This is a genomic window from Allobrachymonas denitrificans DSM 15123, from assembly GCF_900110225.1.
Lineage (GTDB): Bacteria > Pseudomonadota > Gammaproteobacteria > Burkholderiales > Burkholderiaceae_C > Brachymonas > Brachymonas denitrificans.
This window is the reverse complement of sequence record NZ_FOCW01000005.1, coordinates 35,986-52,989: the sequence shown is the minus strand read 5'-3', so window position 1 is coordinate 52,989 and position 17,004 is coordinate 35,986. Positions and strand designations below refer to the sequence as shown.

Annotated in this window: 12 protein-coding genes and 2 tRNA genes; 8 read left to right on the top strand and 6 right to left on the bottom strand. The window is 64.8% G+C overall.

The genetic code is table 11. The features are described 5' to 3' along the window. Positions 1–98 precede the first annotated feature (98 nt). The 3 genes from nrdR to BMW28_RS09410 form a co-directional block, all read right to left on the bottom strand. On the bottom strand, positions 99–548 hold the full coding sequence (gene nrdR, locus BMW28_RS09420) for a transcriptional regulator NrdR (protein WP_091817079.1): 450 nt from the start codon (positions 546–548) through the stop codon (positions 99–101). A gap of 178 nt (positions 549–726) precedes the next feature. Next, a complete protein-coding gene (glyA, locus tag BMW28_RS09415; RefSeq protein ID WP_091817076.1) occupies positions 727–1,971 on the bottom strand; it encodes a serine hydroxymethyltransferase in 1,245 nt (414 codons plus the stop codon). Between the two features lie 304 nt (positions 1,972–2,275). Then, positions 2,276–3,409: a lytic transglycosylase domain-containing protein gene (locus BMW28_RS09410; protein WP_327020818.1), complete on the bottom strand. Its 1,134-nt coding sequence runs from the start codon at positions 3,407–3,409 to the stop codon at positions 2,276–2,278. A 577-nt stretch (positions 3,410–3,986) separates the two neighbouring features. Between BMW28_RS09410 and BMW28_RS09405 the strand changes: the two genes are divergently transcribed. The 6 genes from BMW28_RS09405 to BMW28_RS09380 all read left to right on the top strand — a co-directional run bounded on the left by BMW28_RS09405 (position 3,987) and on the right by BMW28_RS09380 (position 11,250). After that, entirely contained in the window at positions 3,987–7,175 is a 3,189-nt protein-coding gene (locus BMW28_RS09405; RefSeq protein ID WP_091817074.1) for a DUF349 domain-containing protein, read from the top strand. A gap of 147 nt (positions 7,176–7,322) precedes the next feature. After that, entirely contained in the window at positions 7,323–7,736 is a 414-nt protein-coding gene (locus BMW28_RS09400; RefSeq protein WP_091817071.1) for a DUF1924 domain-containing protein, read from the top strand. A 21-nt stretch (positions 7,737–7,757) separates the two neighbouring features. Further along, on the top strand, positions 7,758–8,327 hold the full coding sequence (locus BMW28_RS09395; RefSeq protein WP_234970105.1) for a diheme cytochrome c: 570 nt from the start codon (positions 7,758–7,760) through the stop codon (positions 8,325–8,327). 14 nt (positions 8,328–8,341) lie between these two features. After that, positions 8,342–9,106, top strand: a complete 765-nt coding sequence (locus BMW28_RS09390; RefSeq protein ID WP_091817069.1) for a cytochrome b/b6 domain-containing protein — start codon at positions 8,342–8,344, stop codon at positions 9,104–9,106. Between the two features lie 33 nt (positions 9,107–9,139). Beyond that, the gene (locus BMW28_RS09385) at positions 9,140–9,814 is read left to right on the top strand and encodes a response regulator (RefSeq protein WP_091817066.1); all 675 of its coding nucleotides are present in this window, start codon (positions 9,140–9,142) and stop codon (positions 9,812–9,814) included. A gap of 2 nt (positions 9,815–9,816) precedes the next feature. Then, positions 9,817–11,250 (top strand): ATP-binding protein, encoded by a 1,434-nt coding sequence (locus BMW28_RS09380; RefSeq protein WP_091817063.1) that lies wholly within the window; start codon positions 9,817–9,819, stop codon positions 11,248–11,250. A 152-nt stretch (positions 11,251–11,402) separates the two neighbouring features. Here BMW28_RS09380 and BMW28_RS09375 read toward each other — a convergent pair. Together BMW28_RS09375 and BMW28_RS09370 are read right to left on the bottom strand one after the other, a co-directional pair. Further along, positions 11,403–11,487, bottom strand: a tRNA-Leu gene (locus tag BMW28_RS09375). Positions 11,488–11,648: 161 nt separating this feature from the next. Beyond that, positions 11,649–11,733 (bottom strand) — tRNA-Leu (locus BMW28_RS09370). 22 nt (positions 11,734–11,755) lie between these two features. On the opposite strand from BMW28_RS09370, the gene rnr reads away from it, so the two are divergent. Further along, entirely contained in the window at positions 11,756–14,146 is a 2,391-nt protein-coding gene (rnr, locus tag BMW28_RS09365) for a ribonuclease R (protein ID WP_091817060.1), read from the top strand. A gap of 256 nt (positions 14,147–14,402) precedes the next feature. On the opposite strand, the gene BMW28_RS09360 is transcribed toward rnr, so the two are convergent. Continuing rightward, positions 14,403–16,064, bottom strand: a complete 1,662-nt coding sequence (locus BMW28_RS09360; RefSeq protein WP_091817057.1) for an NAD(P)H-hydrate epimerase — start codon at positions 16,062–16,064, stop codon at positions 14,403–14,405. Positions 16,065–16,242: 178 nt separating this feature from the next. Between BMW28_RS09360 and rpsB the strand changes: the two genes are divergently transcribed. Next, positions 16,243–16,992, top strand: a complete 750-nt coding sequence (rpsB, locus tag BMW28_RS09355; RefSeq protein WP_091817055.1) for a 30S ribosomal protein S2 — start codon at positions 16,243–16,245, stop codon at positions 16,990–16,992. Positions 16,993–17,004 lie beyond the last annotated feature (12 nt).

Genomic DNA, 17,004 nt, shown 5'->3' with positions numbered 1-17,004 from the left:
AACGTCTAAACGTCTAAACGTCTAAACGTCTAAACGTCTAAACGTCCAGCGCCGTGGCATTGCCGCCGGGAAGCCATGCCCCGGCGCACGCGGCCTGCTTATTTCCGCACTTCGTCCACCAGCGCAGTGAACTCGTCGATATCCTGAAAGCTGCGGTACACGCTGGCAAAGCGGATATAGGCCACCTTGTCCAGCTTCTTGAGTTCGCGCATCACCAGCTCGCCCAGCTGGTTGCTGGCAATCTCGCGTTCGCCCAAGGTGCGCAGCTTTTCCTCGATGCGGCTGATGGCACCATCGACCTGTTCGGTGCTCACGCTGCGTTTGCGCAGCGCCAGCGCAAACGAGGCCTGCAGCTTGTGCCGGTCGTATTCCACGCGGCGGCCGTCCTTTTTCACCACCACCGGCATCGTCACTTCCGCGCGCTCGTAAGTGGTAAAGCGCTTTTCGCACTGGCCGCACTTGCGGCGGCGGCGCACGGTGTCGCCTTCCTCGGACAGGCGCGTTTCCACCACCTGGGTGTCGTTATGGCCGCAGAAAGGGCATTTCATGGCAGTCTCCGGAAGGGAGGTTCGGAAGGGGACATTGCAACGGGCTCGGGGACAGTGCAGCGAGCCCGGGCGCCCGGCAAGGCAAACGCCCACCACACGCCCAAATAAAAAGCGCCTCGTGCCACGCATCTCCCGCACGCAGGAGGCACGCAACGCCGAAGCGCTTCAGACAGGCAGCTTAGCCGTAAACCGGGAAGCGGCGCGTCAGTTCAGCCACCTTGGCGCGCACGGCCTCCAGATTGGCTTCGTCACGCGGGTTGTCCAGCACGTCGGCGATCAGGTTGGCCGTGATGCGGGTCTCTTCTTCCTTGAAGCCGCGCGTAGTCAGTGCCGGGGTGCCGATACGCACACCGCTGGTCACGAACGGCTTCTCGGGGTCGTTCGGGATGGCGTTCTTGTTGATCGTCATGTGGGCGGCGCCCAGCACGGCTTCGGCTTCCTTGCCGGTAATGCCCTTGCTGCGCAGATCCACCAGCATCACATGGCTTTCGGTACGGCCGCTGATGATGCGCAGGCCGCGCTGCGTCAGCGTCTCGGCCATCACCACGGCGTTCTTGGCCACCTGTTCCTGGTAGGCCTTGAACTCGGGGCTCAGGGCTTCCTTGAAGGCCACAGCCTTGGCAGCGATGACGTGCATCAGCGGACCACCCTGCAGGCCCGGGAAGATGGCGCTGTTGATCGCCTTCTCGTGTTCGGCCTTCATCAGGATGATGCCGCCGCGCGGGCCACGCAGGCTCTTGTGCGTGGTGGAGGTGACCACGTCGGCATGCGGCACCGGGTTGGGGTACACGCCTGCAGCCACCAAGCCGGCGTAGTGGGCCATGTCCACCATGAAGATGGCGCCCACAGCCTTGGCGACCTTGGCAAAGCGCTCGAAGTCGATACGCAGGCTGTAGGCCGAGGCGCCGGCGATGATCAGCTTGGGCTTGCACTCATGGGCCTTGCGTTCCATGGCATCGTAGTCGATTTCTTCCTGCTCGTTCAGACCGTAGCTGACCACGTTGAACCACTTGCCGGACATGTTCAGGGCCATGCCGTGCGTCAGGTGACCGCCTTCGGCCAGGCTCATGCCCATGATGGTGTCACCGGGCTTCAGGAAGGCCAGGAACACGGCCTCGTTGGCGGAAGCACCGCAGTGCGGCTGGACGTTGGCGGCTTCTGCGCCGAACAGCTGCTTCACGCGGTCGATGGCCAGCTGCTCGGCCACGTCCACGTACTCGCAGCCACCGTAGTAGCGCTTGCCCGGGTAGCCTTCGGCGTACTTGTTGGTCAGTTGCGTGCCCTGGGCGGCCATCACGGCCGGGGATGCGTAGTTTTCGCTGGCAATCAGTTCGATGTGGTCTTCCTGGCGCTGGTTCTCGGCCTGGATGGCTGCCCACAGTTCGGGATCGGTTTGTTCAATCAGGATGTTGCGCTGATACATATTGGCAGTCTTTCGTCAAAAGGAGATTGACCCCTGCGCGGGACGCGGCGTCAGGGCTGCCCAGGCGAACGGCAAAATCATCGCATCAACCCGAAAGGGCGGGCTGCGATGGCACACTTCCCCGTGGTGATGGCGCTGCGCATGCCTGTGGCAGGCTGGCCGGATCCACGTCAGCATCGGGAGCGGAACCCGATGCCTATCGCCAGTTGTGTACGGGCTCAAGTGTAGCGGAATCCTGCTTTGCCTTGAACCCTGCAGGGGCACAAGCGCAGTCCTCCTGCAACGGTTTTCCGGAGCCTTGTGCTTACTGTGTAGCGCTGTCGGCTGCGCCGCTATCCGTTGTCATGCCGGCATCGTTACGTGCCAGTTCCAGGCGGCGGGCGCCATCCGTCTTCATGTTGCCCTTGGCCAGGGCGCGCTGCACCAGCGGTGCGCTGCCATCCACGGAGGAGGGCGAGTTGCGCTTGCTGTAGCTGGCCTGCATCGGGGCTGCAGCGATCTGCGTGCGCTTGCGACCATCCGCGGCCTCGGCCTGCGGCTTGGCTGCCGCCAGCTTCACGCTGGCTGCCTTGGGCGCCTGCGGCTCCTTCACCGGCAGCTGGGCATTCGATGCCACGGTGCGGCCCTGGGCCACGGCCTGGATGCGGGCGTACTCGGCCAGCACCTTGTCGCCATAGCCCTGATCGGTGGGCAGGTTGGCAGCGCCTACATAGTATTTGAGGCCGCCACGCAGCGAGCCAGCGCGGGCGATGGTTTCCTTGAGCACCTTCACGCCCACGCGCAGGTTGCTCACCGGGTCGAAGGCGGCCAGATTGCCACCCAGGTCGGCGTACTTGTCGGAGTGGATCTTGGTCATCACCTGCATCAGGCCCTGCGCACCCACGGTGCTCTGCGCAAACGGGTTGAAGCTGGATTCGATCGCCATGATGGCCAGGATCAGCGAAGGATCGATCTTCTCCTGGCTGCCGACGGCAAAGGCTTCCTTCACCAGCAGGCCCACCGGTTCCGGGGCCACTCGGTATTTCTTGCTGATCCAGTAGGTGACTGCGGCTTGCTGGCGCGGCAGGTCAGCCGGATCGGTGGCGGGGAAGCGGGCTTCCGTGGTGGCGGCAGGCACCACCGGCGTGGATTCCACGGCAGAGGCAGAGCTGGCAAACACGGCCGCGGCATCTGCGGTCAGGCTTTCCAGCGCGGGCTGAGCAGCCTCGCCCGGCGTCAGCCAGTCCACCACATGGGCAGCGGCGTCATCGCGCAGTTCCGGCTGGGCTGCCAGCACGCCTGCGGACAGCACGGCGCCGATGCCAACCAGGGCCATGCTGCTGTGAGTCACCAGGAAGAAGCCGCGGCCCAGCTTGCGCAGCGGGTGCTTCCAGGAGGTGGCCTCGCTGTCATTGGTGGATGCCAGCGGGGAATCGATAGAGGTGGAGACGGCGGTCAAGCGCGGGTCCTCGGTTATCCGTCGTCCAACCCACGGACACGGATGCTGATCGGATTGCGGGCGGACTGCGGTGCCGGTTTTGCAGCAAGGCTGCAGGGCGCCACTATCTCAAGTGGCTGGCCAGCGGCACATGGGTTCATCAGTGCAGAAATGTCCGCCTGCACGGGCACACGCCGATGAAAAAATAGGCAGTGTGCGGAATAAACGCATTCTAGAAAGCCTCCTAAATCCCCGTCAAGAATAAAACCTGTTTGAAACATGACTTTTGGAAATGATTTTGACGCTGAAAATGGGGTGAAATGCCGGGTTTTCCCGGTGCTTCCCTGCGATTTGCGGGCCTCTATTTGTAGTGTCTGACACCTGTTTCCCCTCTGGGAGAGCCTGCGCGCGCATGTTTGCCGCATGCCCGTTCGATTGGGAGTCCCATCCCCGGGGGATCATGGGCAGTATCGGAAGGCAAGTTCGGCCTGCCGGACGTTGGCGGATGACAACACCGTGAAAAAGCGGGCAAAATAGTCCTTGATGCCGTCGTGCGCGGCATTTTCCATTTCCGGAACGACTCCAACCGACTACTGACATGATCCGCTTTCCACTATTTGGTGCCGGCCCCGAGGCTGAATCCAATGATTCCACCCCCGCGGGGGGCCCGGAAGCCAGCGCTTCCTCCAACGCTTCCGGCCGTCAGGCCGCGCATCCGCTTGATGCCCTGACGGGCGGCGTGTTTTCGGCGGCCACCTCGGGCGACCGCGCTGCGCGCGTGCGTGCCTGGCTGGCAACCGACCCCGATGTCGCCAGCATGCAGGAAGTGTTCAAGGAACTGAGCGCGCGCGACAAGGGTGCCGCCAAGGCGCTGCGCGAGAAGCTGGACGAGATCAAGCGCAGCAAGGGGCAGGAGCTGCTGGCGGCAGAGTGGGGCGCCAAGGCCGAGCAGCTGTTGCAGACGGGCAAGCTGAACATTGCCGACGCCATGGCCTGGCAGCGTGATGCCGCCAAGGCGGGTGCGCCCTTGAGCAAGGAGCCGCTCGCCACGCTCAAGCAACAGCTGGCCGAGCGCATCAAGACGATCGAGGATCTGCAGACCCGCGTGCAGGTGCACCGTGAGGCGGCCGTGCTGCTGGCGCAGCGTATCGAGGTGCTGTCCACCAAGAGCTGGAAGGAAGCCGATGCGGCCGAAGCCAGCCTGAATGCCGATGTGGCGCACTGGCGCGAACAGGCGCAGGCCCTGCAGCAGGATGCCGCCTGGCAGAGTGTGGATCCCAAGCACGTGACGCAGCTGGAAAGCGCCATCGAACAATTGCAGCTGGTGGTGCGTGCCTTTGAAGATGCACTGGGCCAGACCCGTGCCGCTGTCGAGGACGCATCTCGCCCGCTGCCGCCGGTGCCGGTATGGGCCGATGAATTGCGCGTTCTGCGTGGCGAGGAAATCGCTCCTGCTGCAGTGGCAGAGGCCGAGGGCGAGCCTGCGGCACCCAAGGATCCCCAGCAGGCACAGCGTCGTGCCGATGCCGAAGCGGCCGTTCAGGCTGCAGTGACGGCTTTGGAGCAGGAACTGGTCAGCGGCCATAGCAAGGCCAGCGTGGCGGCTGCCCAGGCCTTGCGCAATGCACTCAAGGAACATCGCAAGCAAGTGGGTGCCGAACTCGAGGGCAAGGCCCATGCGGTTCTGGCTTCGGCAGGAGAGCTCGAAGGTTGGCAGCGTTGGCGCGCCGACCAGATTCGCCAGGAACTGGTGCAGCAGGCCGAAGCGCTGATTGATCGCCCGGAACGTGCTGCCGCCCAGAAAGCAGCACCGGAGGCGGCTCCTGCTGCGGCGCCCGCTGAATCCGCCGCTGCAGAGGCAGCAGAGCAGGGCGAAAGCCAGGTTGCCCAGATGGCGGCTGAAGAAGCAGGTGCGCTGGCTGATCAGGCCGCTGCTGAGCAGGTGCCTGCGTCTACCGAGGCTGCAGGTGCTGACATTCCCGCTGAAGAGCCCGCAAGTGCTGGCGCTCCGTCGGAAGAGGCCACTGCCGAGGTGTCCGCCGAGACGCAGGAAGCGCCTGTGGAGGCTCCTGCTGCAGAAGCTGCGGCAGCACCGTCGGAATCTGCCCAAGCAGCCACCGATGCGGAAACGCCTGCTGCCGCCTCCCAAACTGACACGGCCGAGGCCAAGGCAGAATCCGCGCCGGCTCCGGCCAAGCAACTCAAGGCCAAGCCAGCCAAGGCACAACCCGCCGGCCCGCGTCCGATGCCGACCAGCAAGCTCAGCCCGCGCAAGCTGCAGGAAACCCTGCGCCACCTGCGTGAGCAGTGGAAACAGACCGACCAGGGCGGCGTGCCCAACCACGCGCTGTGGAAGCGTTTCGACGCGGCCTGCAACGAGGCCTACCGCATCGTGGAAGCCTGGCTGACCTCCATGAAGGAGCATGCGGCCGAACAGAAGGCCGCCCGCCTTCACCTGATGGACGAACTCAAGGCCTGGGGCGAACAGCATGCCCGGCAGGTGCAGTCCGGCATTGCCGACTGGAAGGCCGCCCACCGCGACCTGCTCGGCTTCTCCCGCCGCTGGCGCGAAGCCGGCCACCTGAGCGAAAAGGTGTTTGCCGAACTGCAGCCGCGCTGGAAGGCCGCCATGGCCGAAGCCGGCGCCCATCTCGATGCCGCGCAGAAAGCCAGCGTGCAGGTGCGCCAGGCCATGATTGACGAAGCCCGTGAACTGGGTGCCGCCGCCAGCCTGCGCATTGATGCCATCAAGGCGCTGCAGCAGCGCTGGCAGCACGAGGCGCAGTCGGTGCCGCTGGAGCGCAAGCACGAACAGAAGCTGTGGGACGCCTTCCGCAAGCCGCTGGATGAAGCCTTCCAGCGCAAGCACCAGCAGCGCGAACATGCCCAGGCCGCCCTGAGCGAGCGCGACCAGGTGGTGGTGGAAGCTGCCAAGGCCCTGGAAGCGGCCAATGCCAAGGGCGATGCCCAGGCCATCCACGCTGCCATGCGCGCGCTGGAAGACGCCATCAAGGGCCAGCGCGAAGCCGCTGCCGAAGTGGCCTCGCATGCCGAAGAAGCGCCTGCAGCAGCCCCGCAGGCTCCGGCTGAAGCTGCGCCGGCCGAAGAAGGGGCGCCGCGTCCGCCTGCACCAACAGCCTTGCAGCATCGTCCGGCCATTGCCGTGCGCGGCGATGACCGTCCGCAGGCCCGCATGGGCGAGCAGGGCGGCAAGCCCCAGGATGATCGTCGTGGCGGGCGTGACCGCCGTGATGGCCGCCCTGGCGATCGCCGTGACGGTCCGCGTGGTCGTTTCGACGACCGCTTCGAGCGTGGCCCGCGTGCGCCGCGTCTGGGCGACACGGCTTTCCGTGCCCAGCGTGATGCGCTGGACCATGCCCAGGCTGCCCTGCGCAAGCTGGCGGAACAAGCCCATGGCGAGACCATCACCAATCTGCTCGGCGCCTGGGAAAAGCGCCAGGGCGACGCGGTGCCTAGCGCCAGCGAGCTGGGCAAGGCCGTGCCCGGTGCGCAACGCAACACCTGGGTGGCTGCGCTGGGCGCGCCTGCCAAGGCGGGTGCTTCCGACACCGCGCTGCTGCGTCTGGAAATGGCAGCCGAAGTGCCGACCCCTGCCGAGCATCTGACGGCACGCCGCGCGCTGCAGCTGCAACTGCTGACCCGCCGTCACGATCCGGCTCCTGCCGAGACCTGGATCAGCGACGTGGCCCAGGTGCTGGCCGACAGCCACGATGCTGCCCGCGCACGCCGCCTGCAGCAGACGCTCAAGGTGCTGCTGCGCAAATAAGCAGGCAGCAAACTAGAGCCAAATGCACCCGCGCGAAAGCCGGGTGCATTTTTTTCGCCTGCAGGGCAGAGTGCATCGTCTCTTAAGCCGGCTTTCAGATGCGGTGGGCACCATGGGAACCATTCAAGGACACCCCCAGGAGCTTCCATGCAACGCCCCACCTTTCTCAAACACCTGCTGCCCGCCGTGGGCCTGGTCGGCCTCTTGCTGACTGTGCCCGCACAGGCGGCAGACACCAGCGCCCAGCAGCAGCTGCAGCGATTCCAGTCGCAGTCCGGCCCCGGCCAGGTTGCGCGTGGTCAGCAACTGTTCAATTCCAGGCATGGCTACGAATGGAGTTGCGCCTCCTGCCATAACGCTCCTCCCGTGACAGCCGGCCGCCATGCCAGCACCGGCAAGACCATTGCCCCGCTGGCCCCGGCCGTGCAGGCCGACCGCTTCACCGAAACCGCCAAGGTCGACAAGTGGTTCAAGCGCAACTGCAACGATGTCTTCAAGCGCGAATGCTCGGCACAGGAAAAGGCCGACTTCATGGCCTATCTCATCAGCCTGCGTCGCTGATCCACCTTCAAGGAGAACGTCATGCAACCAACTTCACAACCGTCTGCTGGCCGCAAGCGCTGGTGGATTGCCGGCATTGCCGCCGTAGGCGCTGCCATCACCTTGCCCCTGTTCAGCAGTCAGGTGCTTGCCGACGACGATCATGAGGAGCGCGAAGCACCCCGCAGCGAGCGCCGCGAATCCGAAAGGCGTCCGGCTGCCAAGACGGCTCTCGCAGCCATGCCCAAAGCCTACCAGGCCGAATGCGCCTCCTGCCACATGGCCTTCGAGCCGCGCTTTCTGCCGGCAGCCTCGTGGCAACGCATGATGAACACGCTGGACAAGCACTACGGCACCGATGCCTCCATCGATGCTGCCAGCGTCAAGACCATTTCCACCTGGCTGCAGGCCAATGCCGGCAGTTCCCGTCGCCTGGGTACGCCGCCGGAAGACCGCATCACCCGCACGCGCTGGTTCCTGCACGAGCACGACGAAATTCCTGCCTCCACCTTCAAGCGCGCCAAGATCGGCAGCCCGGCTAACTGCATGGCCTGCCACACCGGTGCCGACAAGGGCAACTATGACGAAGACAGCGTGCGTATCCCGCGCTGATTCCGGAGACCACCATGAACACCACTGTTTCTTCCGTTCCTGCCGCTGCTGCGGCAGCTGCACCCACCCGCCGCGTGAAGGACGCGCCCACCCGCGCTGCCCACTGGTGGATCGCCGCCAGCTTCCTGGTGGCCTACATCACCGGTGACAGCGAAAGCTGGCGCATCTGGCACGTGATCGCCGGCTACAGCATGGTGATCGCACTGGTGTTCCGTATCGTCTGGGGTCTTGTCGGCCCGCAGTCGGTTGCGCTGACCATCTGGGGGCGTCGCATGGTCTCCTCCCTGCGCTGGCTGCGCGAGCAGTTCTCCAGCCGCGGCCTGCAGGCCTGGACGGCACAACCCGGCACGCAACTGCGCCAGGCCATGAGCCAGGGCACCAGCCTGTCCATCGTCGTGCTGATCGCTGCCTTGCCCTGGCTGGGGCTGAGCGGCTACATCACCTATCAGGAAATCACGGGCGAGTGGATGGCAGAGCTGCACGAGTGGCTGGGCAACTTCGCCTTGTTTGCCGTGCTGCTGCATCTGGGAGTGTTGCTGGTTGGCAGCCTGCTGCGTGGCCAGAATCTGGTGCGCCCCATGCTGGGTGGTCGCCAGCCTGGCTCCGGCCCGGATCTGGTTCCGCACAATCGTGCCTGGCTGGCACTCCTGCTGAGTCTGGCTATGGTAGCCTTTGGCGGATGGTACTGGCAGGATGCGCGCTCAGCGCTGACTGCCGACGGCGCAACGCCCGCACTCATGCAGGGCAGCGGCGATGCCGGCGACCATGACGACGACTGAGCAAGCAAGCGATTAGGGAGCACTCGAAACATCATGCGTATCCTGCTGGCCGAAGACGACGAACTGCTGGGCACCGCACTGCGTGCGGGGCTGCAGCAGCAGGGCTTCCATGTGGACTGGGTGCGGGACGGCAGCGCCGCCCTGCGCGAGCTGCAGGCGGTGGATTACGAGGCCGCCGTGCTCGATCTGGGCCTGCCGCGCATGGATGGCATGGAAGTGCTGCAGGCCCTGCGCCAGCAGGGCCGCTCCACCCCGGTGCTGGTGCTCACCGCGCGTGACGCCGTGCAGTCGCGTATCCAGGGTCTCGATACCGGCGCCGACGATTACGTCGTCAAGCCGGTCGATCTGCATGAACTGGCCGCGCGTCTGCGCGCCCTGGTGCGCCGCTCCAGCGGGCAGGCAAGCAACATGCTTCGCGCCGGAGACGTGGTGCTGGATCCGTCTGCGCACAAGGTCACGTTGGCAGGCAAGCCCGTTGATCTGGCGCAGCGCGAATACGATCTGCTGCATGCCCTGATGCGCAACGCCGGCCGCGTCATGAGCCGCGAGCAGCTGGAAGAGAAAATCTATCCTTGGGGCACCGAAGTCGCAAGCAATGCGGTGGAGGTGCATGTCTATCACCTGCGCCGCAAGCTCGGCAGCGAGCTGATCGAGACGGTGCGCGGCGTAGGCTATCTGCTGCCTGAAGTGGTACGCAGCGGAGAGTGATCATGCGTCTGGCAGGCAGGGGGGCTTCTTCGGCTCCGCAGGATGCGGCGGCAGCGCCTGCGCGCAGCTATTCCATCTACCTGCGCCTGCTGACTGTCATCCTCTCGGCATTGGCGCTGGTGTGGGTGATGGTGATCGCCGGCACCTGGTACATCACGCGCCACGAAGTCAACGAACTGCTGGACACGCATCTCGAACAGACGGCGCTGTTGCTGGCCGCGCAACCGCTGGACGAAATCGACGAGGATGAATTCGGAGAACTGGAGCAGCGTCCGCGCCGCGGCAAGGGCGGGCGCAAATACCACATCCACACCGTGTACCAGGTCTGGAAAGGAGACTCCCTGCTCGCGCAGTCCCTGCATGCGCCGCGTCAGCCCCTGGGCGACGGCAGCCTGGGTTTTTCCGACGCGAGGACGGGACAGCGCAACTGGCGCGTCTTCACAGCAGCAGGCGATGATGACAAGGTCCGCGTGATGGTGGCAGAGGACGCCGAAGTGCGCCACGAGATCGCCACCGCCAGTGTGCGCACCCTGTTGCTGGCCTTGCTGCTGATGTTCCCGGTAGTGGCGCTGGTCGCCTGGCTGTCGCTGCGCGCGGCCATGCGTCCCTTGCGCGAAGTGGGGCAGCAGATCGCACAGCGGCCTCCGCATTCCCACGCCCCTCTGATGCTGGAGCGGACCCCGCGCGAGATCCAGCCGCTGACGCGTGCCATCAACCAGATGTTCGTCCGCATCGGTGACATGCTGCAGAACGAGCGCCGATTCACCGCTGATGCAGCCCATGAGCTGCGTACCCCCATTGCCGCCATCCGCATGATGGCGCAGGTGGCTCTGGGCGCACAGGATGACGGAGAGCGTCAGCATGCCCTGCAAGGGGTGCTGCAGGGATGCGACCGCGCCACGCGCATGGTCGAGCAGCTGCTGCAGCTGGCCCGTCTCGAGGCAGACACCGAGGATGCCGCTGCGCGTACCGACGGTGCTCCAACTGCCGATATCCTTCCCGCCTTGCGCCAGGTCGTGCAGGACCTGCAATACACGCAGGCTGATCCGCGCGACCAGACCATCGAATGCGAGGCACCCGCGCAATTGCCGTCCTCGCTGCCGCCCACGCTCGCGGGAGTGTTGCTGCGCAACCTGCTGGATAACGCCTTGCGCTACAGCCCGGACGGCGCAGAAGTGCGCGTGTCCTTCGCGCAGCAGCCTGAAGGAGGCGTGCGCTGGGTGGTGGAAGATAGCGGCCCCGGCATGAGCGAGGAAGACATGGCCCGACTGGGTGAACGCTTCTTCCGCGTGCTCGGCACCGGCAAGACAGGCAGTGGCCTCGGCTGGTCCATTGTGCGGCGTATTGCTGCACGGCATGGCCTGGATATCGTGCTTGGTCGCAGCGAGGCATTGGGTGGCTTGCGCGTCGTCGTGGAATCGGCCAGGCGTCCGTGAGGGTGGGGGCTGCCGCAATCGTTCGACGAGCCACGAATACGAGGAACCGGAATCCCAAGTGTGTGCAGTCTGACCCACTTGCCTCTGCGACGTTCAATCAACAGGCAACAAAAAACCGCCTCAAGGGCGGTTGATTGCGTTTCTTCGATGACTGGTGCCCAGGAGAGGACTCGAACCTCCACGATGTTACTCGCTAGTACCTGAAACTAGTGCGTCTACCAATTCCGCCACCTGGGCGTCATCTGAAGAAGGCGTTACTATAACAGTAAATTTTCTGTTTTGAAGCCTGTTGCAAAAAAACTTTTCGGAGTCATCTGCCTGAAGCAGGTCATGTTTCCGAAACATTGTTTGCAGCATCAAAAAACCGCCTATTGGCGGCTATGATTTGCTTCTGTTGATGGTGCCCAGGAGAGGACTCGAACCTCCACGATGTTACTCGCTAGTACCTGAAACTAGTGCGTCTACCAATTCCGCCACCTGGGCATCAACTTAAGAAGGTGATTGTATCAAGAATTCCGCAAAAAAACAAAATCAAGAAAAAGATTTTGACCAAGAAATTGAAGGTGTGGTGCAGGGACACCGCGACGGGCACGGCTTTGTGATTCCGGACGACGGACGCCCCGATGTCTACCTTCCCCCCAATGAAATGCGCGCTGTGCTGCACAAGGACCGCGTCAAGGTCCGCATCGCACGGCTCGACCGCCGCGGCCGCCCCGAAGGGCGCGTGGTGGAGATCATTGAGCGTAGCAACCAGCCCATCATCGGCCGCCTCCTGCAGGAGAACGGCGTCTGGCTGGTCGCGCCCGAAGACAAGCGCTATGGTCAGGACGTGCTGATTCCCAAGGACGCCACTGCCACCGCCGGTCCCGGCCAGGTGGTGGTGGTCGAGCTGACCGAGGCGCCTGCGCTGTATGGCCAGCCCGTCGGTCGCGTCAAGGAAGTGCTGGGCGAGGTCGATGATCCCGGCATGGAGATCGAGATCGCCGTGCGCAAGTACGGTGTGCCGCACATCTTTTCCGACGCCTGCCTGCAACAGGCCAAGGCCTTGCCGAGCACCGTGCAGCCGGGCGATCTGGGTGGCCGTGTCGACCTGACCGATGTGCCTCTGGTCACCATCGACGGCGAAGACGCCCGCGACTTCGACGATGCCGTGTATTGCGAACCGGCAGTGCTGTCGGGCCGTGGCAAGTCCGCGAAGAAGGGCTGGCGCCTGCTGGTTGCCATCGCCGACGTCAGCCACTACGTGCAGACCGGCAATGCCATCGACATCGACGCCTACGACCGCGCCACCAGTGTCTACTTCCCGCGCCGCGTGATTCCCATGCTGCCCGAGAAGCTGTCCAACGGCCTGTGCTCGCTCAACCCGGAGGTGAACCGCCTGTGCATGGTCTGCGACATGCTGATCACGGAAGAGGGCGACATTCACGCCTACCAGTTCTATCCGGCGGTGATGTACAGCCACGCACGCTTCACCTACACGCAGGTGGCAGCCATCCTGTCCAATACCAAGGGGCTGGACGCGCGCAAGTTCAAGGACCGCGTGGACAATCTGCTGGATCTGCACGGCGTGTTCAAGTCCCTGCTCAAGGCGCGCGACCGCCGGGGTGCGATCGATCTGGACACGGTCGAGACGCAGATCGTCTGTGACGAGAACGGCCGTATCGAGAAAATCGTGCCGCGCGTGCGCAACGATGCCCACAAGCTGATCGAGGAGTGCATGCTGGCCGCCAACGTCTGCGCGGCCGACTTCATCGGCGAGCACAAGCGCGCCGGCCTGTTCCGTGTGCACGAAGGGCCCACACCCGAAAAGGTCGAGACCCTGCGCAACTACCTGCGCACCATGGGGGTGCCGCTGGGCGTCAGTGACGAACCGCAGACGCGCGAATTTGCCGCCATTGCCGAGGCCACCAAGGATCGGCCGGACGCCGAGCAGATCCACACCATGCTGCTGCGCAGCATGCAGCAGGCCATCTACACGCCCGAGAACAGTGGCCACTTCGGCTTGGCCTTCGATGCGTACACGCATTTCACCAGTCCGATCCGGCGCTATCCCGACCTGCTGGTGCATCGTGTCATCAAGTCCATCCTGCACAACGAGCGCTACGTGCTGCCGGCCCTGCCCACGCCGGGCGAGGCGCATGCCAAGCTGGCGCGCCGCCTCGAAAAGACGGCGGCGGCCCGCGTCAAGGCTCCCACGCACAAGCCGCGCAAGACCACGGCCGAAGTGCAGGCGTGGGAGGCAGCCGGCCTGCACTGCAGCGCCAACGAACGCCGTGCCGACGAAGCCAGCCGCGACGTGGAAGCCTGGCTCAAGTGCAAGTACATGCGCGACTTCCTCGGCGAGGAATTCAGCGGCGTGGTCAGCACCGTCACCAGCTTCGGCCTGTTCGTCACGCTGGATGCGATGTATGTCGAGGGTCTGGTGCACATCACCGAGCTGGGCGGCGACTACTTCAAGTTCGATGAAGCCCGCCAGGAATTGCGCGGCGAACGTACCGGTGTGCGTTTCGCCCTGGGCAGCCGCGTGCAGGTGCAGGTGATCCGCGTTGACCTGGATGGCCGTCGCATCGACTTCCGTCTGGTGCGTGCCGGTGAAAGTCTGGTCTCGGGAACCACGGCGACCCAGCGCAAGCGCAACGCCAGGCGCAATGCCGAAGCGGCGGCTCCGGTGGAGGACGAAACCGACTCTGTGGAGCCGGGCGGTGGCGCGGTCGAAGAGGAAACCGTCTGGCAGCCGCGCAAGCGCACGACGCGCAGTGCGCGTACCGCCTCGCCAGTGCAGGAGGCGCGACGTCAGGCGCGCGGCAAGACAGCGTCCAGGCCTGCCAGCGGCGCACGGGCAGACACGCCATCACGTGGCAAGTCGGCCAAGCCGAGCAAGCGGCGCCGGGCCTGAGATGGGGCGGGTCAGCTGGCGTGATCGGTGCCGGCTGGCCAGCCCTTCGTGATCCGAAGTGGTGTCGAAGGGGCTGTTGCGGTGCCGCCGTGCAGTTGTGTCGACATGCAGCATGGGTCGACGGCTGCCGGCCTGCAGCATGCATCCGTCAGCCTCAGCCTCAGCCTCAGCCTCAGCCTCAGCCTCAGCCTCAGCCTCAGCCTCAGCCTCAGCCTCAGCCTCAGCCTCAGCCTCAGCCTCAGCCTCAGCCTCAGCCTCAGCCGGAGTAGCGTGGCAGCAAGGCAGCCAGCACCGATGCAGTTAGCGTCGTGCCGTAATTCCAGATATTGGCCGTGTGGCCGTGCAGTTGTACGGCCGCATTGGCGGCATGCAGGGCGGTTTCCATTCCGGATGCTCCCGGGTTCGCCTGATGCGCCTGTGCCCAGCAAGCCGCCATGCATCCGGCCAGCACGTCCCCCGTGCCTGCAGTGGCCAGCCGCGCATTGCCCGAATAGTGCACGGTCGGCAGCGGAGTGACCGGTTCGGGTTCATATTGCTCCGCCAGTGCCATGAAGCAGCCTGAGCTCGCAGGTGCCGGCTCGGTGTGCAGGGCCGGCGCTGCGCAGACGCTGCCGGAGCCCTTGAGAACCACCATACACTGGAACTGCGTCGCCAGCGCGGCAGCCGCTGTCATGCGGTCTGTCTGAACTTCCTGAGCGCCAAGGCCCAGCAGGCGTGCCGCTTCCAGAGGATGCGGCGTGAGTATCGTCCATTGCTGCCGGCTCGCCCGCTTGCGCAACAGCGCCTGCAGACCGGCATCGGCAGCCACGGCATTCAGGCCATCCGCGTCAATGACCAGTCGCGGACACTGATCCAGCAGGGCAGGCAGAAAATCGGCGATGACGGTTCCGCCGCCGCAACCACAGGCCGTCGTGGCAGAGGTGAGCGGAAGGTGCTCGAGCGCAGCTACATCCGGCAGCGCACGCGGCATCAGTTCCGCCCATGCGTTGCCTGCATCCGCTGCAAGATGGCCGACGTAAACCCGTCCGGCGCCCACATGCAAGGCCGCGCTTCCGGCCAGCCAGGCGGCGCCTGTCATGCCGGGGGCACCGCCCACAATGCAGACGTCGCCGAAGCTGCCCTTGTGGCTGGCGTACGCTGGAGGGCTTTCCGGCAGGCGCGGCACTGCCTTGAAGTCCGCACCCTGAAGCCATGCGGTAGCGCTGGCAGCGTCCGGCGCAGGGGAGGCTGTGGTGCCGAGCCCGTCAAACCAGACCTGCCCGCTGGCATCCCGGCCATGGGCGGTGAACAAGCCGGGCTTGAGCGTCAGCAGCGTCACCGTATGGTTGGCATGGACGCATTGCGCAGCACTGGCGCCTTCCAGCCAGTGTCCCGTTTCCGCATGCAGCCCGGTCGGAATATCCACCGCCAGGGTCTGGCACGGGACTTGCTGCATGGCCGTGATGCAGGCCTGCATGGCAGCGGAGGGAGCGCGGCTGGCGCCAATCCCGAGCAGGGCGTCGATGCACAGGTCGTGTGCGAGCAGAGGGGGCGCCCGGTCAACAAAGCTGACGCCCGCCGCCACCGCATCTGCGTACGCTGCGCGGGCATCGGCGGGCAAGGCTTCTGGCTGCTGCAGCAAGGTCGCCAGCACCTGCTTGCCCTGTGCCTGCAGCCAGGCGCCGGCCTGCAGCCCGTCGCCCCCGTTGTTCCCCGGCCCGCAGGCAATCCAGATCGTCTGCGCATGCGGTGCCACGGCCAGCGCCACGCGCGCCACGGCCAAGCCGGCGCGCTGCATCAGCGCATGTGCCGGCAGCAGCGCCATGTGATGCTGCTCCACCCCCCTGGTGGTCGCAATGTCATGCAGGGGCAGGGTGTGGCCGTGCGCCGACAGATGCAGGCGTGCAGGCGGGGGAGAGGGAAGGGGGGTGCCGGTCATGACTATCCGTCCGTGTATGGGCGTGCTATAATTTTTCGGCTTTGCACATGGCGCCCTGCCATGGTTCGTGGAGCAAATCGCAAATCCGCTGATCCGGGTGTTGCCCGCCGCCAGTGAATCCACTGCGCCGTGCAGGCAAACGTAGCGGAATTTTAGACCCAACCTCTGGAGAATCCCAATGTCTACCAACATGCGTGAAATGCTGGAAGCCGGTGTCCACTTCGGCCACCAAACCCGCTTCTGGAACCCCAAAATGGCACCGTACATCTTCGGTGCCCGCAACAAGATTCACATCGTCAATCTCGAGCAGACCCTGCCGATGTTCGAAGAGGCGATGAAGTTCGTGCGTCAGCTGGCTGCCAACCGCGGCACCATCCTGATGGTCGGTACCAAGCGCGCTTCCCGCGACATCGTCGCTGCTGAAGCCCAGCGCGCTGGCGTGCCCTACGTCGAGCAGCGCTGGCTCGGCGGCATGCTGACCAACTTCAAGACGGTCAAGACCTCCATCAAGCGCCTGAAGGACATGAAAGCCCAGCAGGAAGCCGGCCTGGAGAGCATGAGCAAGAAAGAACAGCTGATGTTCGCCCGCGAACTGGAAAAGCTGGAAAAGGACATCGGCGGTATCCAGGACATGAACGCCCTGCCTGACGCCATCTTCGTGATCGACGTCGGCTACCACAAGATCGCCGTGTCCGAAGCCAAGAAACTGGGCATCCCGCTGGTGGGTGTGGTCGACACCAACCACAACCCCGACGGCATCGATTACGTGATCCCCGGCAACGACGACTCCGCCAAGGCCGTGGCCCTGTATGCCCGCGGTGTGGCTGACGCCATCCTGGAAGGCCGTGCCAACGCCGTGAACGACGTGGTCAAGGCCGTGTCCGAAGGCGACGACGAATTCGTCGAAGTGGACGAAGCCAACGCCTGAGTCACGGCTCTG

What these genes read in the sequence shown, in the direction of transcription:
- nrdR (WP_091817079.1), bottom strand. Translation starts at nt 548, where the DNA reads ATGAAATGCCCTTTCTGCGGCCATAACGACACCCAGGTGGTGGAAACG.
- glyA (WP_091817076.1), bottom strand. Translation starts at nt 1,971, where the DNA reads ATGTATCAGCGCAACATCCTGATTGAACAAACCGATCCCGAACTGTGG.
- BMW28_RS09405 (WP_091817074.1), top strand. Translation starts at nt 3,987, where the DNA reads ATGATCCGCTTTCCACTATTTGGTGCCGGCCCCGAGGCTGAATCCAAT.
- BMW28_RS09400 (WP_091817071.1), top strand. Translation starts at nt 7,323, where the DNA reads ATGCAACGCCCCACCTTTCTCAAACACCTGCTGCCCGCCGTGGGCCTG.
- BMW28_RS09395 (WP_234970105.1), top strand. Translation starts at nt 7,758, where the DNA reads ATGCAACCAACTTCACAACCGTCTGCTGGCCGCAAGCGCTGGTGGATT.
- BMW28_RS09390 (WP_091817069.1), top strand. Translation starts at nt 8,342, where the DNA reads ATGAACACCACTGTTTCTTCCGTTCCTGCCGCTGCTGCGGCAGCTGCA.
- BMW28_RS09385 (WP_091817066.1), top strand. Translation starts at nt 9,140, where the DNA reads ATGCGTATCCTGCTGGCCGAAGACGACGAACTGCTGGGCACCGCACTG.
- BMW28_RS09380 (WP_091817063.1), top strand. Translation starts at nt 9,817, where the DNA reads ATGCGTCTGGCAGGCAGGGGGGCTTCTTCGGCTCCGCAGGATGCGGCG.
- BMW28_RS09360 (WP_091817057.1), bottom strand. Translation starts at nt 16,064, where the DNA reads ATGACCGGCACCCCCCTTCCCTCTCCCCCGCCTGCACGCCTGCATCTG.
- rpsB (WP_091817055.1), top strand. Translation starts at nt 16,243, where the DNA reads ATGTCTACCAACATGCGTGAAATGCTGGAAGCCGGTGTCCACTTCGGC.